Origin of the sequence: Streptomyces sp. NBC_01549, assembly GCF_026339955.1 — a bacterium.
GTDB lineage: Bacteria > Actinomycetota > Actinomycetes > Streptomycetales > Streptomycetaceae > Streptomyces.
Map to the genome: position 1 here is coordinate 692,239 of NZ_JAPEPW010000002.1, position 26,908 is coordinate 719,146.

Consider the following 26,908-nt stretch of genomic DNA (forward strand, 5'->3'; position numbering starts at 1 on the left):
GCATGTCAGTACGTGTCTGATCGGCAGTGCGGGTCTGATGGGTGGTGCAGGTCTGATCGGCAGTGCGGTCCTGATGGGCGGTGCGGTTCTGATGAGCGGTGTGGTGCCTCTGATGGGGTGCGGTTCTAATGAGCCGTGTGGCTCTGATGGGCGGTGTGGCTCTGATGGGCGGTGCGGGTCCGACGGGTGGTGCGGGTCCGATCTTCAGCGCGCGTCCGAGGTGGTGAAAGACTGGATCGCGGTGGCCGCCGCCCCGCGCGCCCACTCCTCGAAGGGCAGCGGGCGGGTCTGTAGGTCGCAGTGCGCGGCCGAGCCGAAGGCGGCCGCGGCGAACGCGTCACGGATCTGCTCGGCGAACAGGTCGTAGGCGGCCAGGCCCTCGCCGGAGATGATCACGCGCTCGGGGCCGAGGAGGTTGGCCACGGTCGCGATGCCCCGACCGATCGCCGCTCCCGCCCGCGCGTACACCTCCCGGGCGCCGGGGTCGCCGTCATGCGCGAGGGCCAGGGCCGCGGTGGCGTCGGCGACGCTCGCGCCGGTGACCTCCCGGACCCGGGCGACGATCGCGGGGTCCGAGGCGATCGCCTCGACGCAGCCGCGGTTGCCGCAGTGGCAGCGGGGACCGGCCGGGTCGATCGCCACGTGCCCGATCTCACCGGCCACGCCGTGCGCTCCCGCGACCACCTGTCCGTGCACCACCAGGCCGCAGCCGATGCCCGCGCCGACGGTCACCACCGCGAAGTCGGACAGCCCCACGCCGGCCCCGAACCACTGCTCGGCCACCGTCAGCGCCCGTACGTCGTTGTCGAGGGTGACCGGCAGACCGGTGGTGGTGGCGGCCAGTTCCGCGAAGGGAACGTCGCGCCACTCCAGGAACGGCGAGTAGCGCACCACCCCGGCCGCCCGGTCCACATCACCGGAGACGGCGATGCCGAGCCCCCGGACCTGCACCCCGAAGCCGTCCGCCTCGGTCAGCAGTTCCTGTACGACCTCCGCGGTGGAGGTCAGTACCGCCTTGGGCTCGTGGGAGGTGAGCGGAACGCGCCGGGCGACCCGGATGCGGCAGCACAGGTCGGTGAGTACGGCGATGAGCTCGTCGCCCGTCACCTTGATCCCCAGGAACAGGGCCCGCCCGCCGTCGACCCGCACCGGGTTGGCGGGCCGCCCGAGGACGGGCTGCCGTGCGTCGTCGGCGATGTCCTCCACGAGGTAGCCGGCCTCGATCAGCGGCCGGACCGCCTTGGTGACCGCCGCCGCCGACAGCTGGGTCCGCCCCGCTATCTCCGACCGCGTGAGCGGGCCGTGGGACAGCACGGTGGTGAAGATCTGGGAAGCGGCCGGCGTGTGGGCCGGGAACGCCTCGGTGAGGGAGGTCGAACGCATGGCCGGAACCTAAGGCCCTTATTTTCTGCTGTCAATGAAAGAAACAGGATTCTCTTGAGGATGTCCCAGGAGGTACCTGTGACCTAGGAAATCCAGTATGCGGGCAGGCATTGACACGTGATCCAAGGTCAGGGTTGGCTTTTCCTTGTCTCGTACGTGAGCACCACCCGAACGCGAGGATTCATGTCTCCGATCTCCTTCGCCCCGGACACCGGGGTCTGGCTGCTGTCCACACCGCGCACCTCGTACGCGCTGCGGATCGACGAGACCGGAGTGCCCTGCCATGTCGCGTGGGGCCCACGACTGACGTCCGCGGAGGCCGGGGAACTCGCCGTCCCGCCCGCGCCCGAGGCCAGCAGCTTCGAGGGCAGGCCGCCCGTCGGGGAGGAGCTCCCCGTCGACGGCGGTACGCGCTACGGGCCGGCGTCCCTGCAGGTCCGGTTCGCCGACGGCTCCCGCGCCTTCGAGTGGCAGCCGACCGGCCACCACGTCGAGGCGGGCGAGCTGACGCTGTCCTTCCGCGACCGCCGCTACCCCTTGGAGGTGGCGCTCCACTACCGGGTGCACGAGGACACGGACGTCATCGAGCGCTGGACCGTCGTCCGCAACGCGGGCGAGGAACCGGTCACCTTGCTGCGCGCCGACTCGGCCGCCTGGACCCTGCCGGCGCTGCGGGACTACCGGCTCAGCCATGTCACGGGCCAGTGGTCCGCCGAGAGCCAGCTGCGTCGCGACCCGTTGCCGTACGGCGAAACCGTGCTGACAAGCCGGCGCGGGATCACCAGCCACCACGCGAACCCGTGGCTGATGCTCGACGCGGGTGAGGCGACGGAGGACCACGGCCGGGTGTGGAGCGCGGCCCTCGCGTGGAGCGGGAGCTGGCGTGTCACCGTGCAGCGCACCCCCGACGGACGGGCCGGATTCACCGGCGGCCCCGGACAGGACGGTACGACCGTGCCGCTCGCGCCGGGCGAGGAGTTCGCCACTCCCCCGTTCGTGGGCCTGTGCACCGACGGCGGCTTCGGCGCGGCCAGTCGCGCCTGGCACGCGTACGTCCTGGCCCATGTCCTGCCCCATCCCGACGAGTTCGCCCCGGTGCTCTACAACTCCTGGGAGGCGACCGGGTTCGATGTCGACGAGGTCGGGCAGAAGGCGCTCGCCGAGCGCGCGGCGGCGCTCGGGGTGGAGCTCTACGTCGTCGACGACGGCTGGTTCGGGGCGCGCCGCAGCGACCGGGCGGGCCTCGGCGACTGGACCCCGGCGCCCGACCGCTTCCCCGAAGGGCTCGCCCCGCTGGTCCGCGCGGTGCACGGGCTCGGGATGCGCTTCGGACTCTGGGTGGAGCCCGAGATGGTGAACCCCGACAGCGACCTGTACCGCGAGCACCCCGACTGGGTGCTGCACTTCCCCGGCCGCCCCCGCTCCGAGCTGCGCAACCAGCTGGTCCTCAACTTCGCCCGCCGTGAGGTCGCGGACTGGGCCTACGGCTGGCTGACCCGGCTGGTCGGCGAGCACCGCATCGACTTCCTCAAATGGGACATGAACCGCGCGTTCAGCGAGGCCGGCTGGCCCGACCGGGAGGACGGCGCCGACCGCCTCGGCCCCGAGTACGTACGCAATCTCTACGACGTCCTCGACCGTCTGCGCGCGGACCATCCGGAGCTGCGGATCGAGACGTGCAGCGGTGGCGGCGGCCGGGTCGACCTGGGCATTCTCTCCCGTACGGACCAGGCGTGGGCGTCGGACAACACCGACGCCGCCGACCGGATGGGGATCCAGCAGGGCTACGGCCAGATCTACCCCGCCCGCACGATGGGCGCCTGGGTGACCGACGTACCCAACCAGCTCACCGGCCGTACGGTCCCGCTGCGCTTCCGCTTCCACGTCGCGATGGCCGGGGCACTCGGCATCGGGGGTGATCTCGCCCGCTGGTCCGAGGAGGAACTGCGGGAGGGCGCCGACCTGGTCACCGCGTACAAGAAGGTCCGCCATCTCGTCCAGCACGGCAGACTGGACCGGCTGTCGCCGCCTGCCGAGGACTCGGTCTGCGTGGTGCAGTACACGGCCCCGGACGCCTCGGAGGCCCTGCTGCTCGCCTACCGGCGCGTCTCCCGGCACGGCGCACCGAGGCTGCCGGTCCGGCCGCGCGGTCTGACCCCCGGGGGCCGCTACCGCGACGCCCGCACCGGCGCCGTGCACCACTCCACGGTGCTCGGCGAGTACGGCCTCGACCTCGATCTGCCGGCGGGTGACTGGTCCAGCACGGCGGTGCACCTCGTCCGGGAGGACTGACACTCCGTCAAATGGACAGTGGGCGCCCGACGTCGTTCTCGCTCGTCGGGCGCCCCGGTCAGTACCGCTGGGCCTTCGCCAGAACCGGGGTCAGCTGGGGTTGGGTGGGCTGTCTGCTGATGGCGACGGGCTGGGCGCGCTGCCCCGGCTTGAGGTTCTCCGCCCCCACGTACCTGGTCTCCACGACCTTGCCGTCGGCGTTCTTGAAGTCGATCTGGACGGCGTACGAGGCCGTGCGGTCCGTGTTGTTCGTGATGTTGACGAGCACGGCGAGCAGGCCACCCGTCTTCGCCCTGGGCATGCCGGTCATGGCGACGTCGGACCGCGCGTTCCCGGAGCCCTGTACCTTCTTCAGCTCCGCCTGTGCCTGCGCGCTCGCGCGAGCCGTGTCGGCCGAGACGGACGCCTCGAACTCCGAGGCCGCGGCGGACAGCGAGGAGGCCGCCGCCGAGGCCGAGGCCCGGGCGGAGCCGATGATCGAGGAGGCGGCCGAGGCCAGGGCGGACGGCGGTGTGCCACTGAACGACGAGGTGTCCGGCGGGGTGGCGCGTGGGGTGACGGAGGCGGCGCCGCTGTTCGTGCTGCAGGAGACGAGCGCGCCGGCGCAGGCCAGGGTGGCCAGGAGGGCAGCCGTCGCGCGGCTGCGGCCGGCCCGTGCCGGGCCGCCGTGGGTGCGTCTGCTCATGGAGCTCGTCCTCTTCCTGCCGGTCCGAAGACCCGGTCTGCGGGCCCCTCTCATGCTCCGTGCCGGGCTCCGCGTCCGCGATCGGTGCTGACCCGTTGGGGTTGCGCGGGCCATGGGAAATCCCGGTCCCGGAGCTCGCGGCGGCGGGTGCTCGCTTGTGTCGACGACACGCCGTGGCCCAGCGACTGCACGCCGAAGGTGGTCGGCGTGGTCTTCGCGGCACGCACCAAGCCCCGCTCACCGGTCTTTATGAGTGACCGCCGCTTCTCTCCGGCTTGATCCGCCGGACAGGCCCTGGCCGTCTCCGGCCCCGCCGGGTCGTAGGCTCCTCACTCCCGCTCACGGCCCGGGGGGATCGTGTCGGCCCGGGCGGGCTCGTGCCGGTTGCGTCAGGTCCCCGCGGGCGGGGCGATCTCGACACGCACTCCGCGGGCCTCGAGGGCACGGATCTGCGCACCGGGCGCCGACGTGTCCGTGACCAGGGTCCACTCCTCCCTGAGCGTCGCCCACGCGTGGAACGGCGCGCGCCCCAGCTTGGCGCCGTGGGCCAGCACGTAGACCCGGTCGGCGCGGCGTGACATCAGCTCCTTGAGGCGGGTCTGGCGCAGGTCCGCCTCGCAGATGCCCCGGTCGACCGTGACGCCGTCGGCGCCGAGGAAGACCCGGTCGAAGGACATACGCTCGAGCGCGGCCTCCGTGAGGGGGCCGACGAAGCCCTGGCTGAGCGGGCGAAGCGTGCCACCGAGGCACTCGACGTGCACGCCCTCCGCGTCCGCCAGGGCGTGCAGCGCGGTCAGGCCCGTCGTCACGATCGTCAACTCCTTCGCGCCGCGCAGCTCATGGGCCAGCGCACCGACCGTCGTACCGGCGTCGAGGAGCAGCGTCTCGCCCGGCTCGACCTGCCGCGCCGCCCACTGCGCGATGGCCCGCTTCTCCTCGTACGCCTCGCCCGTGCGCTGCCGCAGCGACGCCTCGGGGTGCGCGGACAGCGCCATCGCGCCGCCGTAGGTGCGCGCGAGGCGGCCCTCCGTGGTGAGACGGGCGAGGTCGCGGCGGATGGTCGAGGGGGTGACGTCGAAGAGCTGCGAGAGTTCCTCGACGCTGGCGAGGCCGGTGGTGGTGGCGAGGTGGACGATGCGGTCGCGTCGTGCCTGGGAGGTGGTCGGCGGCATCTACGGAGTCCTCTACGGTGCGGCGGTTCCAGTCCCCGGTCCTGATGGTGCAGATCGGCGGCATCGGCGGTCGAGCACCGCGTACACCCCGAGGAACAGGATCGCCGCGCTGCTCAGGACGAGGGCGGCGGTCAGCCAGGGGTTGGCGCGGAAGCGGGGCGGGACGCCGGTGTAGCGCAGGCGCCAGACCGCGACCACGACCGCCAGCAGGAAGATGCCACCCTTGGTATCGGTGACGAGCGCTACGGGCGAGGCCCGCCCCGCCGCGCGCCCCGGCGGAGGCGGGCCCGTCGGTCGAGGCCGGGCAGGGGCGGGCGGTGTGCAGTGTCGGGGGGTGCTCGACCTTCTCGACAAAAGGAGCACGCACGGTGGGATACATCAAGCCCGACGCGTGGGACGCACACTACGCGTCCGGTCAGACGTTCCAGCACCTCGGCGACGCAGAGCGCCGACTGCTCGCCGAACACGCCCCGTCCCCCGCCGGCGGTCTCGCCCTGGACATCGGCTGCGGACTGGGCGAACTCGCCCGCCATCTCGCCGACAGCGGCTACGAGGTCAACGCCATCGACTATGCCCCACCGCCCCCGCCCGCGCCGACACCGGCGCCGCGGACGGTCACCTACCAACTGCACGACATCGAGCGGGACGGCTTCGACGACCTGCCCCAGCCCGCCTACGACTTGATCACCTTCCGTCTCAGCTTCGCGTTCATCCACGACCGCAGCCGGGTGGTGCACCGCCTGCGTGAACGCCTGCGCCCCGGCGGCACTCGGAGGACGTAGGGAAGGACAAACGCTCCGTCGCCCTCGACGAGGACGAGATCGATCTGCTGTGCGCGGGCTGGGCCGTCGCCGACCGGCACGACGCGGACGGGCTCGCCTTCATCGTCCTGCGCGACCCCGTCCCCGCCCCTCTCGCATGCGCGGGCATGGGCAGGCCCTCCCCCCACGCCCTCACCGGAGCCGAGGTGGTCGTCACCGACGAGGCGGGGCGGATCCTGCTGGGATGGTCGACGAGTGGCCTCTGCGAGCTGCCCGGCGGCAAGAACACCGCCGACGAGGAGTTCCTCGAGGCCGCCGTACGGGAGCTGAAAGAGGAGACCGGCCCGGAGGCCACCCCGGCGGATGCGCGGCTGCCGGCCCTCCTGATGGACTCCGTCGACGGCATCCCCCGGCTGACGGCCGCCGTCCGCGTCACCGCCCACACCGGCGAAGTGACGGTCACCGAACCTCACTTGATCCGCCGCTGGGAATGGCACGAGGTCACCGACCTGCCCGTTCTCGCCCAGCCGCTGTTCACGCCGAGCGCGCACGTCATCGACACCGTCTGGCCCGGCCTGCCACCGATCGAGCGATACCCCCTCGCCTCCACCGCCGTGCCCGAGCCCCGAGAACAGGCCGAACAAGCGGCCCCCTTGCGCCACGCGATGGCCGACCGGCTGCTGGCCGACGGCCGGATGGACACCAGCGGCGCGCTCGAGGCGGCCTTCCGGCGCGTCCCGGGCCACCGCTTCCTGCCCGGCGTCGCGCTGGCAGAGGCGTACGACGCGGACCGGTCTCCGGTCGCCAAGCGCACCCCGGGCGGGACGGCCACCAGCAGCGTCTCCGCCCCCTGGTTGCAGGCCGACATGCTCCGCGCCGCCGTTCCGCACCCCGGCGACATCGTGATCGAGATCGGCTCCGGCGGCTACAACGCCGCCCTCGTCCAGGAGGTCGTCGGCCCGCACGGCACCGTGTTCAGCGTCGACATCGACCCCTTCGTCACCGACCGCGCCCACCGCTTCCTCACCGACACCGGCTATCGCCTTCGGCGAGTTGGCCCAGGCGGGCGGGATGTCGCGTGCCTCGACCCTGACGATGATGGCGTCCACATGTCCGGGGGCGGTGAGGTGGGCCGGGGCGGTATTGCCGTCGCCCAGGTGGACACGGACCTGGTGCGCGGCGGCGAGATCACCGTACGCTTCGCCGACGGCACGCCCAGCGACACCAGCCGGCTCGACGCCGCCCTCGACATGCCCCGCGCCGAACGGTGGACCGGGGTCACCATCGCCGACAACGTGCCCTTCGACCTGCTCCTGCTCTGGCTGGCGACCCACCTCGACGGGTTCGCCCGCATCGCCTTCGACTCCAGCCTCGAGACCGGCATCCTGGAGCGCCCCGGCGGCTGGGACGCCGCCGCCCTCGTCCGCGACGACTCCCTCGCCCGCCTCCTGACCCGGGAACTCCCCGCCAACGCCTCCGGCGAGAATCTCCGGGAGTTCGGCGTCCGCGCACACGGGCCGCACGCCGACGAGCTGGCCCAGATCATGTCCGACCTCGTCGTCGCCTGGGACCGCGACGCGCGTCGCAGCACCGGCCCTCGACTGACCGTGCACCCCGCCGGGACCGCCGACCACCAGCTGCCGACCGGTCACGCCTCGACGGCTGCGCGGCACTCAGCCCGCCGTTCGCGCGGTCACAAAGAAGCGGGCCCCGTCGGGGTCGGTCAGGATGGCCTCGGTCGAGCCGACGCCCTGCTGGTGGGCCGTGCCGCCGTGGGCGCGCGCGGCGCGGGCGGCGGCCTCCACGTCGTCGACGGTGAAGTGGATCTGCCAGTGCGGCCGGATCGTCGGGCCCGGCGCCGCTCCGATGGCGCCGGAGTGGATACGGGCCACGACGTCGCCCCGGCTGCGCAGTACGACCTCGTTGTCCTCGTAGTGGACCTCGCAGGACCCGGGGGCGGAGGAGGCCCACTCCAGGACCTCCGCGTAGAAGATGGCGGCGTCGAAGGCGTCGCGGGTGTGCAGCCGTACGAAGACCGGTGCCGCGCGGCGCCACTCCTCCCAGCCGGCCACCAGCTCGCCCTCCCAGATGCCGAACACCGCTCCGTCCCGGTCGGCCAGCAGCGCCGCCCGCCCCGGCGGGAACGAGATCGGCCCCACCGCCGTCGTACCCCCGCGCTCCTGACTGCGGGACACCGTCTCGTCCGCACTCGCCACCGCGAAATACGGGGTCCACGCGACGCTCGTGCGCGCCCCGAAGTTCATCTCCGAGATCCCTGCGACCGGAACACCGTGCACGGTCGCGACCCGGTACTGGTAGCCCACCGCACTGCTGCCGGTGCGCCACTCCCAGCCCAGTACGGCGTGGTAGAAATCCTCCGCCGCCCGCAGATCGCGCGTGGTCAGACTCGCCCAGCAGGGGGCTCCGAACACCGAGTGACTGGTGGTGACCTCACCGTGCAGTGCTGCGTCGCTCTTCATCGTCGTACCGCCTGACCTGCCTGACACCGCGGTCGTCATGGGTCGTGGATGGACCCCGGACGCGGTGGTCGCCCGAGAGCCGGGTGCCCCTTCGAACGCGCCGCAACCGCTGTCCCCTGGCGTTCGACAGACCGAGGCGGTCGGGCAGCTGTCCCGACCGCCTCGAATCGGCTCACGCGGGCGAGCCTCAGCGGGTGCCGACCGACGAGATGGTCGGACTCGGCGTTCGCTCGGCTCGGTGCGTCCCGTCGGATGTGCCGCCGGAGCGAGCAGTCCTACCGGCCGGTCTTCTTCACACGGTCCGTCGCCTTTTCCGCGGTCTCCTGTGCCTTACCGGCGATCCGCTCTCCACGGCCCTCGGCCTGCATGGCCTCGTCTTCCATGGCGTTGCCAGTGGTCTCTTTCATCTTTCCTTTGACCTGCTTGGCCTTTGCCTTCGCCTTGCTCATGACCCGTTGCCCTCCAAATGAGGCTCGAATTGGTGCTTAAAACCATGCGCTGGGTATGACGGCTCCGCAACCGGTCCACAAGGCGGTCGCGCCGCCGTGACCGCGGAATGCGGCAGCACCAGGAAATGCCAGGTCGAAACAGATCCAGCAGGGTCCTCTCGCCACCGACGTCGACACGGAGATGAAACTCGGCTACGTCCTGTCGCGACCGGGCTGAGGGGCCCGGACCGCAGCGGTGAGCGGGAACGACCGCCGTCATACGCACTGAGTCCGGTGAACAGGACCTGGGAAACGACGGCTACTAGGGCCTGTCCGGCGGATCAAGTCGGAGGGAAGCGACGGTCTCTCATGAGCGCAGATGGGCGTGCCAAGCCCCGCGTCTGCGGCATGATCCGCCGGACAGGCCCTAGGTGTCCTCCGTACGGGGGACGTGCCCGCGAGTCCGAAGACCTGCCCGTTGCCCGCGCGGGTTGCTTCCGAGCGGGCGTCTGCACCGGCGCTACGAGCGCGGAGCCGGCCGCGTCCCGGCCGCCCCGGCCTTACGCCTCGTGGCGGCTCAGCCGTTCCTTTCGGCAGGGGACGGGCCGTCAGTCCCCTTTGCGAACCCTTCGGCGAGCGCTCAGCAGCACCCGTAGCGCCGCCACCAGCGGCGGCCTCGCCGAGCCGCGCAGCAACTTGGCACCACGCGCCAGCACAGCATCAGCGGTCAGCAACTCGACCTCGACCAGCGCGCTCATCAGCGGGCGGTAGGCAACCGGAGCCAGGGCGGGCAGCTCCCTGGCCGCCTCCAACGCCGTACGCGCCTGCCTGACTTCATGGCCCACCAGCTCCCGCACACCCGGGACTTCGCGCCCTGCCGCCAGATCTTCCAGCGTGACGGAGAAGCGTTCCAGAGTCTTCGCCGGGATGCCCAGCTGTCCCTCCCGCAGGTCCTCGGCGATGTCGTTGACGAAATCCGTCCGCTGGCTGCCGTCGATGAACGTCCGGCACGCCGTCCGATACGGCCCGTCGTCGGCCTCCGGCCCCAGCAGGGCGCCGACCAGCATGAACGCGGGCAGTGAATAGGCATCCACATAGGCCTGGTAGTCCGCCTCGTCGAGGAATCCGGTGAACTCCAGCTCAGCTGTCGCGGTGGACAGATACTCCTCCACGGGCCTTCGAAGCCGCGGGTGGGCCGCGATGGTGTGAGCCAGCGTGCGGAGCAGCGGATCAGCGCTCACTCCTGTGTCCAGCACCTGACGCACCTGCTGTTCCCAAGACGCCCACCTTGCGGCTCGCTGCGTCTTCGGACCGGTGTCCAGAAGGTTGTCCCCGTGGTGCATCACGGCTGTCGCCGCGACCACATGGGGCAGCATCGGCCGCGGGAGCAGCAGCTGAACTGCCAGGTATGAGGTACGGCGGAAGCGCGACACCAGCCGGCGCTGAGCGTCGTAGTCCCTTCGCAACGCCGGTTCCCGGATCCCCGCTGCGTCCAGGCTCTCTTTCCACGCGTTCATGCCTTGATCGTATGCGTGCCCGAACGGCCAATCAGGCCGCTCCCCCCTCCCTGGCCCCAACAGACGGACAGCCACCGTCTCGGCCACCGGCCGGACCGCGAAAGGGGGCCCGGCTGTGCCGGGCCCCCTTCTTCTGAAAGCGGGACAGAATGTGAACCTACGGCCTCAGGGGCGGAGTGCCCGCATCACGCCGGGTCGAGCGCCCCCGGCTGCCTCGGTCCTGCCGCCTGGCCGATGATGCGTGGATCGACGGGGCGGCCGACGAAGACCGGGGCGTCCGACTGGTGGAAGATGTCGATGTCGGCCTCCTCGCCGCCGACGATCAGCGTGTCCCAGGCGCCGCTCTCCTGCAGGGCGCGCAGGGTCGACGGAGCGAGGGCGGACAGGTGGCTGCGCAGTTCTTCGTCGCTGGGCATTCCGGGGAGGCGGGGGGCGAGGCGCTCGCGGATCGCGCGCATCCGGTCCAGCAGGAGGTCCAGGTCGGACCGCTCGGCGTCGGGTTCGGCGACGACCCGGTCCCCTTCCATGCTGTCGGCGATGATGTCCTTGATGGCGCGGGTCACGCCTCGTTCGTCGGTGGTGACCATGGCGTTCCAGGCCCGGCTCTTGTGCCGGTACTGGAGCATGGACATCGCCGCCTCGTGCCGGATGAAGTCGGCGTCGCGCAGCGGACGGCCCTGCCAGACCCGGCTGAGGGAGCGGGAGAGGGAAACAGCCGAGGCGAGGCCGCTGTTGAGGCCGCGACCGGGCCAGAAGTGGATGGCGTTGGCCGCGTCGCCCAGCAGGAAGCCGTAGGTTCCCGGGCTCGTGGCGGTCGGGCGGCTGAGCTGGGCCGTGAACCGGGGGCGCTGCACCATGTCCAGCCGGAACGAGGTGATGGCGCTGAGATCGTCCTCGGGGACGCCGAACAGCCTCAGGCCCTCCTGGATCTGCTTCCACAGCGGCGAGCTGCGCAGCAGGGCGGGCAGGAACAGGGTCCCATGGGTCGGGCAGACGAACTCGTTGTCCTCGTGGCGGCTCATCAGGCAGGGCCGAGCCGCCACGCACTCCTCGAAGACCTGCCGGACCGGGTCGATGCCGATCACGTTGCCGGCCTCCTCGCGGGTCAACCTCATGTTGAGGAACCCCTCGCCACGCAGCGAGTTGAGCAGGAACCGGTTCTGCGCCACGGTCAGCAGGACGCTCATGGGGTCCGAGAGCTGGGACTTGACCCGCAGTCCCAGCACCAGGTCCTGAAGGTGCTCCCCGTCGAGGGAGTAGATCGTCGAGTCGGCCGAGCCGAAACGGTCCCCGAAGTGCTCCCGGGTGCGCGACCGGCCGCCCTCGCTGATCACCAGGACGTGTTCCTGGGAGAGCCGATGCTGCTGCTCCGACGGATCGAATCGCTTCGGCACCAGGCGGATCGCGGACTTGGCGTTGGCCAGTTCCAGCAGCTTGTCCTCGATGTAGGCGATCCGGATGTTGCGGGGCGGGCGACCGTCCACGGAGTCCGGTCCCAGGGGCCACATCTCGGAGAATCCGCCGGCGTCGAAGAGCGCCGACTGCATCTCCTCGGTGAGCGCGAGGTACTGACGGCTCTGGACGGTGACGACCTGCTGGCGGCGGACGTTGCCCTGGGTCTCGTCCTTCCAGACCACGGTGGGGCCGTCTTTGATCCACCGGCCGTCGTAGACGGTGATGGACGCCTTCCCCGGCAGGGCGTTCTCCAGCAGCAGGGCGAAGGCGAGGCCGACCGGGCCTCCCCCGCTCACCGTGACTCGCAGCTCGCCCGGGTTCGCCGAGGCATTGGCGCGGGGCAGGTCGAGCTGGGAGAGGTCCATGATCGTCTCCAGGGCCTCCTGCGTCTCGAACAGGAAGGTCTCGTCGCCGATGCGTATGGAGTCACCGGGCGCGAGCACGTGCCGGGCGACGCGCTGGTCGTTGACGAAAGTGCCGTTCTTGCTCCGGTCGTAGAGGACGAACGCGCCGTCCTCCACCACGATCTCGGTGTGCAGGCGGGAGGCGCTGACGCTGACGATGATCACGTCATTGTCGCTCTTACGTCCGAATCGCAGCGGAGCGCTGCCCAGAACCACGCTCTGACCGGCGAAGGGACCCGTACGTCCCACGATGACCGACGACACAAGAAACTCCTTGCGAAAGTCTCGGGTGCGGGCAAAGGAGCCGCACCCTGCGGTTGATCCGCTACGAGGGTGAGAGCCGTACGTCACTCACACAGAACTCCGGTCCAGTAGGGCTCACTTGACCGGTGATGTCCGAGTCGGCCCGGGATCGGGCCAACTCGTACTGGTTGAAGTATGGCCGATGCGCGGGGATGACTCTGCTGCGCGGAGCCGGCCTTGACGCCCGGTTGACTAGCTGCCGGTCGTCGAGGCGCATGTCACCGAGAACGGCACCGCGTTGGACACCGCCTCGAACGGTGAGCGGATCTCCACGGCCATCCGGCTGCGGAGTGTTCCGGTCTGCGCATACGTCGACAGCCGCACCGTCTCCTGGTGGGTGCGGGGGCCGCCTTCCGGGAACGCCAGCGTCCGCCACTGCGGGTCGATCACGGACCCGTTCGTCGAGACCCACCGGTACGAGAACTGGAAGGGCAACTGGGACACCGTGAAGGTCGCGGTGAACCAGGGAGCCTGCGAGTCCGCCGGGGGGCAGTCTCCGACGTACGTGGTCGCGCCCCCGGTCACGGTGACCGAGACTGGCTGCCCGGCGCTGTGGTCCGACCCGCTGCTCGCTGTACCGGAGGCGGCGGCCTGCGCCTGCCCCGTGGGCGAGCTGGTGCCCTTGTGGCTCTCACCGTCACCGCCGCCGAGCACATAGCCCAGGCCGCCGACGAGCAGCGCGAGCACGGCCACTCCCGCCGCTGTCAGGTACCCGATGCGCCGTCGCCGCCCCATGGGGCCGTGACCGGACGCCTCGGCGCCATCGAGCTCGAGCGTCGCCGGCGAGGCGAGCACCGCAGGAACGGCCGTGGGTACGGGCCCTGATACCGGGCCTGCCAATGCGGTGGGCGACTCCGCGATGCCCGAAGCCGAGGCGGCCTCCGGCGCGGGACGTGGCCGGGCGGGAGAAGCGGGGACGCCGGGGGCGATGGGGCTGTCCACGGTGGGCAGGGAGGCGGCGTCGACGGACGAGCGGGGCGCCGGGGCGGCCGTCTCGACAGTGACCGCGGGTACGGCATCGGGAAGCGGGGGCTGTGCCTGGGCGGTGGGGGCGTCGGGGTGTGCCGCGGCCGTGGGTATGCCGGCCGTGGCGGTGGGTGTGTCGGCCGTGGGTACGTCGGCCGTGGGTACGTCGGCCGGGGCCGTCGTACCCGCTTCCGGTGCGGCGGGAGCGGAGGCGGTGTTCGGCGGCGCCCCGGAAGCCGCGGGTTCCTTCACCGTGGGGGCGTCGACTGTCGCCGCCGTGTACCTGGCGGTCGTGGCGGTAGGTGCGGTCTCCCCGAGCGGGGACTCGGCGGTGGGCAGCTCTTCGGTGGCCACCACGGGCAGCGGGGCGGGCGGCGTGGCCGTGTCGGCGCCGGAGGTGCCGTCAGCACCAGCCAGGCGCAGCTCCTGCTCGGCCTGTTCGGCCGACATCCGATCGTCAGGGTCCTTGCGCATCAGGCCTTCGATGACGGACACGAGGGGTCCGGCCCGGTGCGGCGGGGGCAACTCGTCGTCGACGACGGCGCGCAGAGTGCTCAGCGGGGTGGTCCGGCGGAAGGGCGAACGGCCCTGGACGGCCGTGTAGAGCAACGCTCCGAGGGACCACAGATCCGACGCGGGGCCGGGGTTCTGGCCCAGTGCCCGCTCGGGCGCCAGATACTCGGGGGAGCCGACGACCTCGCCGGTCATCGTCAGCGCGGAATCCCCCTCCACGGTGGCGATGCCGAAGTCGGTGAGCACCACCCTGCCGTCGTCCGCCAGCAGGACGTTGGCGGGTTTCACGTCGCGGTGCAGCACTCCGGCGCCATGCGCCGCACGCAGCGCGGCCAGCACCTCGGCTCCGATGCGCGCGGCCTCCCGCGGCGTGAGGGCACCCTGGGAGCCGATCGCGTCGGCCAGCGACCGGCCCCGGACGAACTCCATGACGATCCAGGGTCGGCCGTCGTCGGTGGCGACATCGTGGACGGTCACCACACCGCGAGCACTGATACGCGCCGCTGCCCAGGCCTCCCGCTCCAAGCGGGTGTACATCCGCTGGACCTGCGCTGCGGCCAGTCCGACGGGAGCGCGTACCTCCTTGACGGCGACCTCGCGGTGCAGTACCTCGTCGTGGGCGCGCCACACGGTGCCCATACCGCCCTCGCCGAGAACGGACAGCAAGCGGTAGCGACCGGCGACCAGCCGTTCGGCACCCGCGTCCGACGACGCCGTGTTCTGTTGTGGCATGAGGGCCGTACTCCTTAGTCCTTTGCACACGGCCGAGGAGTGGCGACGCCCCCGTCCGATCCATGGCCTGCCGGGGCGGCGTCCTTCACCTCCAGCCCCGGTGTACGGCGCGGAAGGACCCGCGACGCACCACGCCGCTGACCGCGAGAACACAGCCCCTGAACAGTATGATCAAACACCGCATGTTCGTGAAGTGCGGACCTGGACAAGGGCCCGTCCTACCGCTCGCTGTGGAAGACAGCGGCCCGTCCACGTCGGCCACGCGTTCGAGAACCTCGACCCCGCCCGGTCAGGGGACTCCGTGGCGAGGGACCTGGTCCAAAAGCCGCGGACGCTGCGCTCGGGTGACGGCTGGCGCGAGGACGTCATCGGCCGCCTCCCGGAGATGTTCTTCGAGGTCCGTCGACTCGAACTGGCGGTGGGCGCCGAAGTGAACGACGAAACGGACGACCGGTTTCACGTCGTCAACGTCGTGGAGGGCGACGGGATCCTGCTGGAGACCAGCGGCGGACACCGCTGTGAACTGGCCTACGCCGAAACACTGACCGTACCCGCGTCAGTCGGTGCGTATCGCGTGCGGGCCCTCGGCCGGGGCCCGGTCCGCTACGTCAAAGCGCTGGTGCGATGAATTCCGGCGACAGGCCCGTCGTATCGGTGATGGAGGTCGGCGGCACGCACGTGAGCGCGGCGAGCGTGGACATCGAGTCCCGTGGCCTCCGGTTCGGCGGGGCGTTCCGTGAGGCGTTGGACGGCAACGGCAGCGCCGCGGACATACTGTCGGCCCTCGTGCGCTGCGCTGCTCACCTGCCCGTGCGGAGCCCGAACCGGTGGGCTGTCGCACTGCCCGGCCCCTTCGACTCCGAACGCGGCATCGGACAGTACGAAGGGGTCGGCAAGTTCGACGCGCTGCGTGGTTTCGATAACCTCACCTTCACCAACCCCTGGCCCGGCAAGACCATGGAGTACTACGCGGACGGCATCCACAAGGGAACCCTCTCGGGCACCACGATCAAGCTGCACACCACGGTCGGCGAGACCATCGACCTCGCCCCGGCCGGAACCAGTCTGGCCACCATCCGCTCCGAACTGGCCCGGCCGGCCACGTCCTACCACCCGATCGTTCTCCACGGGCTTCGAAGCCGGACAGACCCAGCCGACCTGGACCGACACCGTCGACGCCAACGGCGGAGGCAGCTACGGCGTCGCCGGGCTGCGCTGCGGTCTCTCAGGCCCCCAGGCAGCCGTACGCACCGGCGGAACAGGCCCACACCGGCAACGCCTCGCTGATGTACTCGGGCTACGCCAACGGCGGGCCCAACGACAACGCGTACATGCGGGTCTACGGCTTCAACGGCTCACCACTCACCGTCCGCGGTGACACGAGGCTGAGCTACTGGATCTTCCCGCAGTCCGACGCAGCCACTCCGTGGGTGGCCGCCGGCTCCGACGACAGTACCTGCGCCACCATCGACATGATCTTCACGGACGGCAGCAACCTACGGGACTCCGGCGCCACCGACCAGTCCGGGACCGGCATCCATCCGGCCGACCAGTGCGGCCACCTCGAGTTGGACACGTGGAACCACGTCACAGTGAACCTCGGCACGGCCACAGCGGGGCATGCGATCAGCAAGATCCTGCTCGGCTACGACCGGGCCGGCGCCACCGGTGGCTACCGGGGCTACATCGACGACGTGAGCATCGGCTGACGTCATTCGGAGGGGACCGGAGTCGGTCGGCGGGTGCCCGGCGGTCCCCGGCCCACAGGTCGCGCGCGTTGCCGACTTCGCGATACGTCGTCGGCAACGCTGCCCGAGCACCCCGGCGTTGATGTGTTGTGCCGGGGACCGGACATGCGGGCCCCGGCATCGTCACGCCAGCGGATCGAGGAAGGTCAGCACCGAAGCGTCCTCTTCGATCAGCGGGATGAGGGCGGCGTTGAAAGGGCCGCCGTACGGGGCGTTCAGGTGCGCCTGGAAGGCGTCCTCGTCCTGGTACACCTCGAAGATCCAGTACGCGCGCGGGTCGGCAGCCTTGGTGTAGACGTCGAAGGCGATGTTGCCTTCTTCCTCGCGCACTTTCAGAGCGTAGTCGCCGACCAGGCGACCGACCTCGTCCTGCGCTCCCTCGCGGGCGGTGAATTCGGCGAGCAGGGTCTTCTTCACGGTCTTGTGTCCTTGTCAGTTGTGGGCGTCAGTTGTGGGCGTCACTTGTGGGCGGAGTCGAGGCGCCGGACGCCGGGTGCGTCTCGAGCTCGTGACGACCTGGTCGGCGTCGTCGTCCACGCAGCTTGAGAGAGATGCCATCGTCGATCTGTGTCATCGATGACACCGAGTCGCCCGATGATGAGTGAGATCCGACAACGCGTCAACGGTTCAGGGGGAGTGCCCGGCGCGTCCCGGCCGCCCGTCACGCGTCACCGGCGGTCGTGAGCTGCGCCAACTGGTTCCGCCACGGCGGATTGGGACCGGCGACCGAGCAGGTCAGGGCCGCGACCCGGGCACCGAACCGGCAGGCTTCCGCGACATCGTCGAGACCGAGATCGGCCAGCCGGCCACCGAGGAGTCCGCGGGCGCCGAGGCGATGCAGCAGGCCGGCGGTGAAAGAGTCCCCCGCGCCGACCGTGTCGACCACACGCGTGGCCACCGCGGGCACCCGCAGCCGTTCGCCGTCGAGCGAGGCCAGGGCGCCGTCGGCGCCGCGCGTGATCACGACGAGCCGCACCCCTGCGGCGTGCCAGATGTCGCACGCCCGCTCGGGCGGGGTGCCCGGCAGGAGGAGTTCCAGGTCGTCCTCGCTCAGGCGCAGGATGTCGGCGAGGCCGCACCAGTGTGCCAGCCGGGCGCGGTAGGCCTCGGGGCGCACCAACAGCGGCCGGACGTTGGGATCGATGCTGATCGTGGCCCGCGGAGCCGCCGCTGCCAGGAACTCCTCCACCACCGCTCCGCCGGGCTCACGGACCAACGCCAGCGACCCGGTGTGCACACAGGCCGTTTCTGACAGATCCACTCCTGCCAGTTCCTCTGGAGTCCACTGCCAGTCGGCCGTGTTCTGCGCGTGGAACGAGAACGCGGCCTGCCCGGTGGCATCCAGCTCCGCCACGGCCAGTGTGCTGGACTCGGCGGCGGCGACGGCCTGCGACAGATCGACGCCGGACGCCTCCAGGTGGGCCCGGAACAGGCGGCCGAACACATCGCCGGACAGCCGCGCCAGGAAACGGGCCGGCGCGCCCAGCCTGGCCAGCGCCACCGCCGTGTTCGCCGGTCCGCCACCAGGCAGCACCCGCAGAGCAAGTTCGTTCGAGGCGTTGGCCGGTTCGGTGAAGGCGTCCGCGACGCACTCTCCCAGAACAGTGATCTGACGCGGGCTCATGGGCTGCTCTCTCTCGGGAAGGCTCGAAACGGCTAGGAACGTCTCGGAACGGCTCGGAACGGCTCGGAACGGCTCGGAACGGCTCGGAAAGGCTCGGAAAGGCTCGGAAAGGTCGGGCATGAGGCTCGCGGCGACGCAGCCACTGACCTGCTGCCCGGAGACGACGGCTACGGACGTTGCCGATTTGTGACGAGTGGAAGGCATTGACGTTGCCGGGATGGGGAGTCCATCATCCTCGCCAGGCGGTGTCAACGATGACATAAGTCAACGATGACACCCCGAGCAGCACGCTCTGATCCCAACCCCGTGCCGCCCGCTATCCCACAGGAGTCGATCATGTCTCGCACCACTCGTCTGTCCTCCTCCCTCCTCAGAGCCGCCGCGGTCACGGGCGTCGCGGCCCTCACTCTGACGGCCTGCGGTTCCGGCTCCGGTTCGAGCTCCACGGGCTCCGGCTCGGGCAGCGTCAAGGTCGGTCTGATCACGAAGACCGACACCAACCCGTTCTTCGTGAAGATGAAGGAGGGCGCGGAGAAGGCCGCCAAGGAGAACGGTGCCCAACTGTCCACCGCGGCAGGCAAGTTCGACGGGGACAACGCCGGGCAGGTCACCGCCATGGAGAACATGGTCGCCGCCGGGGTGAAGGGCATCCTGATCACCCCGAGCGACTCCAAGGCGATCGTGCCCGCCATTCAGAAGGCCCGTGCCAAGGGTGTCCTGGTCATCGCCCTGGACACCCCGACCGAGCCGGAAAGCGCGGTCGACGCCCTCTTCGCCACCGACAACCTCAAGGCCGGCCAGCTGATCGGCGAGTACGCCAAGGCCGCCATGAAGGGCAAGACGGCGAAGATAGCCGCCCTCGACCTGGCGCCGGGCGTCTCTGTCGGCGTCCAGCGCCACAACGGTTTCCTGAAGGGCTTCGGCGCCACCGAAAAGGACGTCGTGTGCGCCCAGGACACCGGCGGCGACCAGGCCAAGGGCCAGACCGCGATGGAGAACTGCCTGCAGAAGGCGCCCGGCATCAACGTCGTCTACACCATCAACGAACCGGCCGCCCTGGGCGCGTACACCGCGCTGAAGGCCAAGGGCCGGGAGAAGGACGTGCTGATCGTCTCCGTCGACGGCGGCTGCACCGGCACCCAGGCCGTCAAGGACGGCAAGATCGCCGCGACTTCGCAGCAGTACCCGCTGAAGATGGCCGCCGAGGGCGTCAAGGCCGTCGTGACGTACGCCAAGGACGGCAAGAAGGCCTCCGGTTACACCGACACCGGCGTCACCCTGATCACCGACAAGGCGCAGGCCGGCGTCACGTCGAAGGACACCGGCTACGGCCTGGAGAACTGCTGGGGCTGAGCCGCCCCCTAGTCCCGTACGACACCGTCACTCCCCTCAGCGGGGCGGTCGGCCCACCTCTCCGACCAGGGACGACCGCCCCCATTGTCCCGGCGACGGGGCCTGTGCCCTCGTCCTCCGACAAGGACATCTGTCTTCCGACAAGGACTTCGCATGACAGCCACGACCACGCCGTACGCCGAGCTCAAAGCACCGACGACGGCCCGCAGACTGCTCACGGCGCCGACCACCGGCCCCCTGGTCGCCCTCCTCCTGGCCTGCGCCTTCTTCTCCCTCTCGACCGACCAGTTCCTCACCGGCGGAAACTTCTCGCTGATCGTGCAGCAGGTCATGGTCGTCGGCACCCTCGCCATCGGACAGACCCTGATCATCCTCACCGCGGGCATCGACCTGTCGTGCGGGGCGGTGATGGCCTTCGGCAGCATCGTGATCGCCAAGATGGCCGCCGAGGGCTCCGTCCCACCGCTTGTCGCGATCGCTCTGGGCCTGGTCGTCTGCGGCGGCTTCGGCCTGCTCAACGGACTGCTGGTGCAGAAGATCCCGCTGCCGCCGTTCATCGTCACCCTCGGCATGCTCAACGTGGCGTTCGCACTGACCCACATCTACTCCGAGGAGCAGACGGTCACCACCCTGCCCAGTGCGCTGACGGCCCTCGGGCAGACCTTCCCGCTCGGTCACACCGACATCACCTACGGCTCCCTGGTCACCATCGCCCTGTTCCTCCTCCTCGCCTACGCGCTGAGCAGCACCGGCTGGGGCCGGCACGTCTACGCCCTGGGCAACAGCGCCGAGGCCGCCCGGCTCAACGGCATCCGCACCTCCCGCCTGACCATCGGCATCTACACCGTGGCGGGCCTGCTGTACGGCGTCGCGGCCCTGCTGCTCATCTCCCGCACCGGAGTCGGCGACCCGCAGGCCGGACAGACCGACAACCTCGACAGCATCACCGCCGTGGTCCTCGGCGGCACCAGCCTCTTCGGCGGACGCGGATCGGTCCTGGGCACCTTCATCGGCGTCCTCATCGTCGGCGTGTTCCGCAACGGCCTCCAGCTGATGGGCGTCGCCTCCATCTACCAGACCCTGATCACCGGAGTCCTGGTGATCCTCGCGGTGACCGTCGACCAGCTCTCCCGGAAGAAGGCCCGATGACCGCCACCTCCTCCCCCACGCCCGTGCTGCAGGCCCGCGGCCTGGTCAAGCGGTACGGCCAGGTCACCGCCATCGACGGCGCCGACTTCGACCTGCTGCCCGGCGAGGTCCTCGCCGTCATCGGCGACAACGGCGCCGGCAAGACCAGCCTGATCAAGGCGCTCACCGGCGCGGTGGTTCCCGACGCGGGCGAGATACGTCTGGACGGCAAGCCCATCACCTTCCCCGGTCCGCAAAGCGCCCGCGCCCACGGCATCGAGACGGTGTATCAGGACCTCGCCGTGGCCGCCTCCATGGACATCGCTTCGAACATGTTCCTCGGGCGCGAGCTGCGCCGCCCCGGCGTTCTCGGCAGTGTCTTCCGCATGCTGGACAAGAAGCGCATGCGCCAGGAGGCCGCCGAGCACATGGCTGATCTGAAGATCGGCCTGCGCTCGCTGACGCAGTCGGTCGAGACGCTCTCCGGCGGACAGCGGCAGGCCGTCGCGGTCGCCCGTTCCGTCGCCTGGGCCCGCAGCGTCGTCGTCATGGACGAGCCGACCGCCGCCCTCGGCGTCAAGGAGTCCGGCCAGGTCCTGGACCTCATCCGCCGAGTCCGCGACAAGGGCATGCCGGTCGTTCTGATCAGCCACAACATGCCCCACGTCTTCGAGATCGCCGACCGCATCCACGTCCACCGGCTGGGCCGGCGTGCCGCCCTGATCAAGCCCTCCGACTACTCCATGGCCGAGGTCGTCGCCATCATGACCGGCGCGCTCAGCATCGACGAGGACGGAGATACTGTCGTAGCGGATTCGGAGGCCGCCAAGGCCGCCGGAGTCCAGGCCACCTGACAGCACAACTCAGCTCTCGCAGCTTCCGGCCGAGGCCGCGGCCGGAACCGAGAGCCCTCAGGAGACGGTTTCCTCCATGGCAGCGAACCGACGCCCGACCCTGGCCGATGTCGCCCGAGAAGTCGGCGTCAGCGCCAAGACGGTCTCTCGAGTCCTCAACGAGGACGGACCCGCCTCCGCGCAGACCAGGGAACAGGTACTCGCCGCAGTGGCCAAGCTCGGCTTCCAGCCGAACCTCATGGCCCGCAACATCCGCGTCGGCGGCCCGGACACCACGATCGGCCTGGTCATTCCCGACCTCGCCAACCCCTTCTTCGGAGCCGTGGCCCGCGCCATCGAGGACACCGTCCGCGAACGCGGACTGACCCTGCTCATGGGCTCCTCCGCGGACGACCCCGAGCGCGAACGTGCCCTGACGGACAAGTTCCTCGCCCGCCGCGTCAGCATCCTGATCGTCGTTCCGTCCGTCGGTGCCGACCACTCCCACCTCAAGTCCCACCGCACGGCGGGACTACCCGTGATCTTCCTCGACCGACCCGGAGTCGGCCTCGCCACGGACAGCATCGTCAGCTCCAACCGTGCCGGAGCCCACGACGGCGTCACCCACCTCATCGCCCACGGACACCGGCGCATCGGCTTCGTCGGCGACCTGCCCCCGAAGCTGTACACCCGCCGTGAACGTCTGGCCGGCTACCGCTCGGCGCTGCAGGAAGCCGACATCCCCTACGACCGCTCGCTCGTCACCAACGCCCACGACCAGCAAGGAGCCGAGACCGCGACCGCCCAACTCCTGGGCCTGGCCGATCCCCCCACGGCCCTGTTCGCCGGCAACAACATCATGGCGCTGGGCATCATCGCCGAACTGGCCCGCAGCAAGCGCAAGGACGTCGCCGTGGTCGCCTTCGACGACGTGGCACTCGCCGAGGCGCTCGAGCCGGCCCTGACCGTCGTCGCCCAGGACGCGGAAGAACTCGGCAGAACGGCAGCGACCACCGCGCTGGCCCGCCTGGACGGGGACCGCTCCCGAGCCCGAACCATCACCATCCCCACCCACCTGATCGTCCGAGGCTCGGGCGAACTCTCTGTCCCCGCGCTGCGGAAAGCATGACCTGGAGTTGGCGCCGAACTGCATGACTCGGCTGGCTGTCCAGTCACGTTTTGCGTCCAAAGGGGTCCGGCCACTGGCTGGCCACCGGAAAGGCCACCACTGGTGACAAGAAGCAGAGTCACCGAGAACATCGGCCTGCCACAGACCCTTCGTACGCGTCACCTCGGCCTCGCCGGGCAGCAGTCCGAGCACGGAGAACGCCGTCTGGCCCGTTCCGGAGCCGGACTCCCCCACCAGGCCCAGGACTTCGCCGCGTGCCACGGTCAGGTCCACCCCGTCGACGACCGTCTTCTCCCCGTACACGACACGCAGCCCCGAGACGGTCAGCAGGCGGTCGGCGGGCACCTCGGTGGTCGGGGCATGAGCCTTCCGGGCAGGACGCCTGTGCCGCTTGGCGGTTGGGGGTTCGACGACGCCAAGCGCGTCCCGTACAACGGTGCCCAGCATGCTGGCCGCCAGGATGGTCAGGCCCATCGCGAGGCCCGGCCACACCAGCAGCGCGGGCGGTGTGGACGTTGGTGAAGGCATCGTTGAGCATCGCGCCCCAACTGGCCCGGGCCGCCTTGCCCAGGCCCAGGAAGGCGAGGCCCGCCGGGATGCCGATCGCCACGGCGAACGCCTGGGTCGCCTGGATGACGGACGGCGCGATGACGACGGGGAGGATGTGCCGGCGCGTGATGCGCGCGTCGCCGAGTCCGGAGACGCGGGCGGCGTCGACGTAGAGCTCCTCGCTGACCGCGAGCGCCGAGGCACGGATCAGGCGGAAGACCATCGGTGCCATGATCACGCCGAGCACGATCATGGCGCCGTTCAGGTCCTGCGAGACGGCCCCGGTAGCCGCCTCAGGAGAGATGTTTCCGCAGCTCAGAGGCCTGACGCGGCGAGGCGGGGCGGGGCGGGGCGAGTAGTACTCGAACCCGCGGCCGACGGATCACGAGTCCTTTGAGGATCTTGGCGGTCCTTGCCGATCAATGCTCATCCAGGACGTTTTCGCTGGAGCATCGTCAAGGCCGATCCCGTCGGCTCGGGAGAGGGTCTCGGACTCGCCCGCAGCGGATTTCCCTTCCAGCGCAGGGGCAGCGACCCGAGACTCGGGGCGGAGCCTCCGTGGCCGTTGCCGCAGGCCAGATGCCGTACCCGCGCAGCACGAACCCGCAGATCCGGGCAGCCGGGGACGTCACCGGTCACCCGCAGGTCGTGTACGTCGCCGCCGGGCATGGCACCCGTCGACGAAGACACTCCGACCGGAAGCCATCATGAGCAGGAACCGCATCCGATCGATGACTGAATATGACATATATGGCATGTGTGCCAGTATGGTATGAGCGCCATTTGGTGCTGCCGAGAACCTCTTTGCTGAACCCTCGGCTGGGAGGTCTCAGACAGGCGAGAGGAGTGCTTCATGATCGCCAAGCTTCTCGGCAAACTGTCCTTCACCCGCCACTACGGTGCGTACGGGGAACACGAATGGGACGGGTACGCCGGCGACGACCGGGCCTGACCGCACTACCGGCGGGCGCCCCCGGGCGCCCGCCGGCTCCTCGCCACGCTGCCGAGGACATCGGCCTGGACAGGTACCAGAGTCAGGGACGATCTCATGGGCCGAATGAATGAGCCGCCGCGGTTGCCCGAAGTCAGTTTCGCTGCCTGGAGCCGCGACCGGCTGGGAGTGGCGCGCCGTGGCGCTGACGAGTGCGGGGACGTCTGGCAACTGGAGTCGGGTGTCTACGTAGCCGCTACGGCCGGGCCGTGTGAAGCAGTCCTGCACCGCGCGCAGGACTTTCCCAAGGCACCCTCGCCTCTCTTCCCGCCGTTGAAGCGGTCGAGCGGAGCACCGACGCCTGAGGATCGTGTGCGCGCTCACGCCGCCCGCATGCGCGGACTGCGCCCGCAGGCGGTTGCAGCCCGGATCGGTGAGATTGCGCCCAGTGCCGCTCGATTCGCCGACCAGTGGCCCACGGGCCAGGACGTCGAGGTTCTGCCCCTGGTACGGCACGCCCTGGCGGAGATCGGCGTGCGCTACCTCTTCTCCGAAGACACTCCCACCCTGCTGCCCTTCGCCTCACGGCTCTTCCTGGCCAGGGAGGTGCTCGTACGCCCCTCGCGCTGGGTATGGCCGCGCTGGATGCCCACACCGGCACGGCGGTTCCGCACACGGCAGCAAGTCGCCTTCATCAACGCTTTGCGGCCCATCGTCCGCCGGCGTCGTTCATCGGGCCGGCTCGGTGACGACGTGCTGGGACAGATGCTCCGGCCCTCCTCCCGCTACGGCCTACTGCCGGAAGAGGCCATCCTCGACACTCTCCCCGGAATCACCGTCGCCACCTTCGAGACACCTTCCCGGGCAGCCGGATGGATCCTGCTCCACCTGGCCCGGTATCCCGAGGCAGCGGGCCGCGTCGCGGCCGAGGCCGCCTTGCTGCCCGCGGACCCGGCCGCGACGACCAGCACCCACCTCGACCGCCTGCAATACACCCAGGCACTGGTACGCGAGGTACTCCGACTGCATCCCCCGAGCTGGCTACTGACCCGGCGCGCCACGCGACAGACTCAGCTCGCCGGTTACACCATCGACGCCGGGTCCACCGTTCTCGTCTGCCCCTACACCGCCCACCGCGACGCACGGGAACACGCCGAGCCGGACCAGTTCCAGCCCGAGCGCTGGCTCGATGATTCGGGCTCGCCGGCGAAACCCGGGGTCTTCCTCTCCTTCGGTACCGGGCCGCATGGATGCGAGGGAGCCGCTCTGGCCATGGCGATGCTGACACTCCTGACTGCGCAGACCGCCCGTCGCTACCACTTGAGCGAGCCGCCCGGACCGGAACCCAGCTACCAGGTCACCACCTTGGAAGGTCTCACAGCGGTCGGCTTGCGGCTGCGTGCCACCTTGCGCACCTGAGGGCAGTCCCGCTTCATTCGTACAGGACCTCGTGCTCGCTGCACACCGTGAGCTGCCGGTCCATCAGAAGCCGGGGACGGAGCCGGTGAAGAACCACAAGGCGGCTGTGTACCACATCAGTGCGATGGCGGTGACCAGGGCGCCGCCGGCGGCCGGAAGGGCCCAACCGGGCAGTCGGCGGCTGCGTACCACCAGCACCTTGGCGACGAACGCGCCGTACAGGACACATCCCGTGATGGAGTGCACCGCTGCTCGGCTGCTCGCGAGATCAACTCCGTAGGCGGTGATGCAGTGGTAGGAGATGGGCAGCGAGAGCAGAAAGGCAAGGAGGCCGATGAGCCGGTGTGTGGGGTGCACCCGATGCGGCGCGGCCCCCGCTCCCGGTAGGCGCCGGTACATCCACAGCCCGAGCAGCAGTTGGACGACCGCGAGTGCCATCAGGGCGCTACCCAGGCGCGCCTTGAGATCGTAGACGCCGACGCCGTGCTGCCCGAACAGGCCGCTGGTGTAGTCGGGTGTGTGCGTGCGGCCGAACGCATACACACCCACCGCGACCGCGACCGGCAGCAAAGCAGCCAAGAAGCCCGTCACCGTTCGTGCGGGACGCCGCATCCGCGCGCCCGTTTGCCCGGTCATCAGTCCCCAATCAATCGGGTTCGACCTTGTTGCCGGATGCGTTTACGACGTACCACGGTGGCGCCTGACGCGCTGGATTCCTCGCCGTTGGTGTCACCAGCCGTCGTGTCACCCGCGAAGCAGTGCAGCGGGTGCCAAAACGCGCATGCTCCACCGCCGGTCGGCGTAGTCGACTTGGTGGCCTCGGGGAAGTAGAGCGTCCGCCCCTTGGCGTCACCCAGGATGGGGCCGAGCTTGCTGAAGTGCACCGTGGCCGTGACAGTGGCGGCGGCCGCGCTGCCCGGTGCGGCCGAGCCGATGTGTACGGGGATGCCCGCAGACAGCGCTCCGGATGTGGTCGTGGCGCAGGCGGACGAGATCGTCCGTCCCGGACAACTGCTTGCAGCAGCAAGCGGCATGGCGGAAACCGCCGGCACTGTCGCCGCGGCCCTTCCTTTCATGAGCGCTCCATGGTGTCGGACGGCGCA

24 protein-coding genes and 2 pseudogenes are annotated in these 26,908 nt (G+C 70.3%); 12 read left to right on the forward strand and 14 right to left on the reverse strand.

The window, feature by feature from the left end:
* Positions 1 to 204 precede the first annotated feature (204 nt).
* A complete protein-coding gene (locus OG819_RS37745; RefSeq protein ID WP_266633231.1) occupies positions 205 to 1,383 on the reverse strand; it encodes an ROK family transcriptional regulator in 1,179 nt (392 codons plus the stop codon).
* 183 nt (positions 1,384 to 1,566) lie between these two features.
* Here OG819_RS37745 and OG819_RS37750 point away from each other — a divergent pair, with 183 nt between their 5' ends.
* Positions 1,567 to 3,675 carry an alpha-galactosidase gene (locus tag OG819_RS37750; RefSeq protein WP_266653610.1) on the forward strand — a complete coding sequence of 703 codons (2,109 nt, stop codon included), beginning with the start codon at positions 1,567 to 1,569 and terminating at the stop codon, positions 3,673 to 3,675.
* Between the two features lie 58 nt (positions 3,676 to 3,733).
* Here the strand turns inward: OG819_RS37750 and OG819_RS37755 are convergent, their stop codons facing one another.
* The 3 genes from OG819_RS37755 to OG819_RS37765 form a co-directional block, all read right to left on the reverse strand.
* Positions 3,734 to 4,360: an FxLYD domain-containing protein gene (locus OG819_RS37755; RefSeq protein WP_266633228.1), complete on the reverse strand. Its 627-nt coding sequence runs from the start codon at positions 4,358 to 4,360 to the stop codon at positions 3,734 to 3,736.
* Positions 4,361 to 4,749: 389 nt separating this feature from the next.
* Positions 4,750 to 5,532 carry a DeoR/GlpR family DNA-binding transcription regulator gene (locus tag OG819_RS37760; protein ID WP_266653612.1) on the reverse strand — a complete coding sequence of 261 codons (783 nt, stop codon included), beginning with the start codon at positions 5,530 to 5,532 and terminating at the stop codon, positions 4,750 to 4,752.
* A gap of 12 nt (positions 5,533 to 5,544) precedes the next feature.
* On the reverse strand, positions 5,545 to 5,730 hold the full coding sequence (locus OG819_RS37765) for a hypothetical protein (protein ID WP_266633225.1): 186 nt from the start codon (positions 5,728 to 5,730) through the stop codon (positions 5,545 to 5,547).
* A 170-nt stretch (positions 5,731 to 5,900) separates the two neighbouring features.
* Between OG819_RS37765 and OG819_RS37770 the strand changes: the two genes are divergently transcribed.
* Positions 5,901 to 6,314: a bifunctional 2-polyprenyl-6-hydroxyphenol methylase/3-demethylubiquinol 3-O-methyltransferase UbiG gene (locus OG819_RS37770; RefSeq protein ID WP_266633223.1), complete on the forward strand. Its 414-nt coding sequence runs from the start codon at positions 5,901 to 5,903 to the stop codon at positions 6,312 to 6,314.
* A gap of 146 nt (positions 6,315 to 6,460) precedes the next feature.
* Positions 6,461 to 7,318, forward strand: a pseudogene (locus OG819_RS37775) (NUDIX domain-containing protein); the annotation flags it as partial.
* 648 nt (positions 7,319 to 7,966) lie between these two features.
* On the opposite strand, the gene OG819_RS37780 reads toward OG819_RS37775, so the two are convergent.
* From OG819_RS37780 to OG819_RS37800, 5 genes are all read right to left on the reverse strand, one after another.
* Positions 7,967 to 8,773: a VOC family protein gene (locus tag OG819_RS37780; protein WP_266655464.1), complete on the reverse strand. Its 807-nt coding sequence runs from the start codon at positions 8,771 to 8,773 to the stop codon at positions 7,967 to 7,969.
* 275 nt (positions 8,774 to 9,048) lie between these two features.
* The gene (locus tag OG819_RS37785) at positions 9,049 to 9,222 is read right to left on the reverse strand and encodes a CsbD family protein (protein ID WP_266633221.1); all 174 of its coding nucleotides are present in this window, start codon (positions 9,220 to 9,222) and stop codon (positions 9,049 to 9,051) included.
* Positions 9,223 to 9,809: 587 nt separating this feature from the next.
* Positions 9,810 to 10,718 (reverse strand): squalene/phytoene synthase family protein, encoded by a 909-nt coding sequence (locus OG819_RS37790; RefSeq protein WP_266633219.1) that lies wholly within the window; start codon positions 10,716 to 10,718, stop codon positions 9,810 to 9,812.
* A 185-nt stretch (positions 10,719 to 10,903) separates the two neighbouring features.
* Entirely contained in the window at positions 10,904 to 12,841 is a 1,938-nt protein-coding gene (locus OG819_RS37795; protein WP_266653614.1) for an FHA domain-containing protein, read from the reverse strand.
* Between the two features lie 231 nt (positions 12,842 to 13,072).
* Positions 13,073 to 15,091 carry a protein kinase gene (locus tag OG819_RS37800; RefSeq protein ID WP_266653616.1) on the reverse strand — a complete coding sequence of 673 codons (2,019 nt, stop codon included), beginning with the start codon at positions 15,089 to 15,091 and terminating at the stop codon, positions 13,073 to 13,075.
* Between the two features lie 301 nt (positions 15,092 to 15,392).
* On the opposite strand from OG819_RS37800, the gene OG819_RS37805 reads away from it, so the two are divergent.
* The 3 genes from OG819_RS37805 to OG819_RS37815 are packed head-to-tail and all read left to right on the forward strand — an operon-like array spanning position 15,393 to position 16,800.
* Positions 15,393 to 15,719 (forward strand): hypothetical protein, encoded by a 327-nt coding sequence (locus OG819_RS37805; RefSeq protein WP_266633214.1) that lies wholly within the window; start codon positions 15,393 to 15,395, stop codon positions 15,717 to 15,719.
* Positions 15,716 to 16,378 carry a hypothetical protein gene (locus OG819_RS37810; RefSeq protein ID WP_266653618.1) on the forward strand — a complete coding sequence of 221 codons (663 nt, stop codon included), beginning with the start codon at positions 15,716 to 15,718 and terminating at the stop codon, positions 16,376 to 16,378. Before OG819_RS37805 ends, OG819_RS37810 begins: the two co-directional genes overlap by 4 nt.
* On the forward strand, positions 16,378 to 16,800 hold the full coding sequence (locus tag OG819_RS37815; RefSeq protein ID WP_266633210.1) for a hypothetical protein: 423 nt from the start codon (positions 16,378 to 16,380) through the stop codon (positions 16,798 to 16,800). Before OG819_RS37810 ends, OG819_RS37815 begins: the two co-directional genes overlap by 1 nt.
* Positions 16,801 to 16,962: 162 nt before the next feature.
* Here the strand turns inward: OG819_RS37815 and OG819_RS37820 are convergent, their stop codons facing one another.
* Complete coding sequence (locus tag OG819_RS37820; RefSeq protein WP_266653620.1) at positions 16,963 to 17,256, reverse strand: antibiotic biosynthesis monooxygenase family protein; 294 nt, start codon at positions 17,254 to 17,256, stop codon at positions 16,963 to 16,965.
* Positions 17,257 to 17,500: 244 nt separating this feature from the next.
* A complete protein-coding gene (locus OG819_RS37825; RefSeq protein WP_266653622.1) occupies positions 17,501 to 18,463 on the reverse strand; it encodes a carbohydrate kinase in 963 nt (320 codons plus the stop codon).
* A 336-nt stretch (positions 18,464 to 18,799) separates the two neighbouring features.
* Here OG819_RS37825 and OG819_RS37830 point away from each other — a divergent pair, with 336 nt between their 5' ends.
* The 5 genes from OG819_RS37830 to OG819_RS58735 all read left to right on the forward strand — a co-directional run bounded on the left by OG819_RS37830 (position 18,800) and on the right by OG819_RS58735 (position 23,428).
* Positions 18,800 to 19,816: a sugar ABC transporter substrate-binding protein gene (locus OG819_RS37830; protein ID WP_266424821.1), complete on the forward strand. Its 1,017-nt coding sequence runs from the start codon at positions 18,800 to 18,802 to the stop codon at positions 19,814 to 19,816.
* A 153-nt stretch (positions 19,817 to 19,969) separates the two neighbouring features.
* Positions 19,970 to 20,965: an ABC transporter permease gene (locus OG819_RS37835; protein ID WP_266653624.1), complete on the forward strand. Its 996-nt coding sequence runs from the start codon at positions 19,970 to 19,972 to the stop codon at positions 20,963 to 20,965.
* Positions 20,962 to 21,798 carry an ATP-binding cassette domain-containing protein gene (locus OG819_RS37840; protein ID WP_266653626.1) on the forward strand — a complete coding sequence of 279 codons (837 nt, stop codon included), beginning with the start codon at positions 20,962 to 20,964 and terminating at the stop codon, positions 21,796 to 21,798. The genes OG819_RS37835 and OG819_RS37840 overlap by 4 nt, the downstream gene beginning before the upstream one ends.
* A gap of 76 nt (positions 21,799 to 21,874) precedes the next feature.
* A complete protein-coding gene (locus OG819_RS37845) occupies positions 21,875 to 22,906 on the forward strand; it encodes a LacI family DNA-binding transcriptional regulator (RefSeq protein WP_266633202.1) in 1,032 nt (343 codons plus the stop codon).
* A gap of 102 nt (positions 22,907 to 23,008) precedes the next feature.
* Entirely contained in the window at positions 23,009 to 23,428 is a 420-nt protein-coding gene (locus OG819_RS58735) for a hypothetical protein (protein WP_323138268.1), read from the forward strand.
* Between the two features lie 61 nt (positions 23,429 to 23,489).
* On the opposite strand, the pseudogene OG819_RS58740 reads toward OG819_RS58735, so the two are convergent.
* A pseudogene (locus tag OG819_RS58740) lies at positions 23,490 to 23,708 on the reverse strand (ABC transporter permease subunit); the annotation flags it as partial.
* Between the two features lie 1,050 nt (positions 23,709 to 24,758).
* Between OG819_RS58740 and OG819_RS37855 the strand changes: the two are divergent.
* Positions 24,759 to 25,805 carry a cytochrome P450 gene (locus OG819_RS37855; RefSeq protein ID WP_266633200.1) on the forward strand — a complete coding sequence of 349 codons (1,047 nt, stop codon included), beginning with the start codon at positions 24,759 to 24,761 and terminating at the stop codon, positions 25,803 to 25,805.
* A gap of 63 nt (positions 25,806 to 25,868) precedes the next feature.
* On the opposite strand, the gene OG819_RS37860 is transcribed toward OG819_RS37855, so the two are convergent.
* Both OG819_RS37860 and OG819_RS37865 read right to left on the reverse strand, forming a co-directional pair.
* Positions 25,869 to 26,417: a DUF6529 family protein gene (locus tag OG819_RS37860; protein ID WP_266635069.1), complete on the reverse strand. Its 549-nt coding sequence runs from the start codon at positions 26,415 to 26,417 to the stop codon at positions 25,869 to 25,871.
* 23 nt (positions 26,418 to 26,440) lie between these two features.
* Positions 26,441 to 26,857, reverse strand: a complete 417-nt coding sequence (locus OG819_RS37865) for a hypothetical protein (RefSeq protein WP_266653628.1) — start codon at positions 26,855 to 26,857, stop codon at positions 26,441 to 26,443.
* Positions 26,858 to 26,908 lie beyond the last annotated feature (51 nt).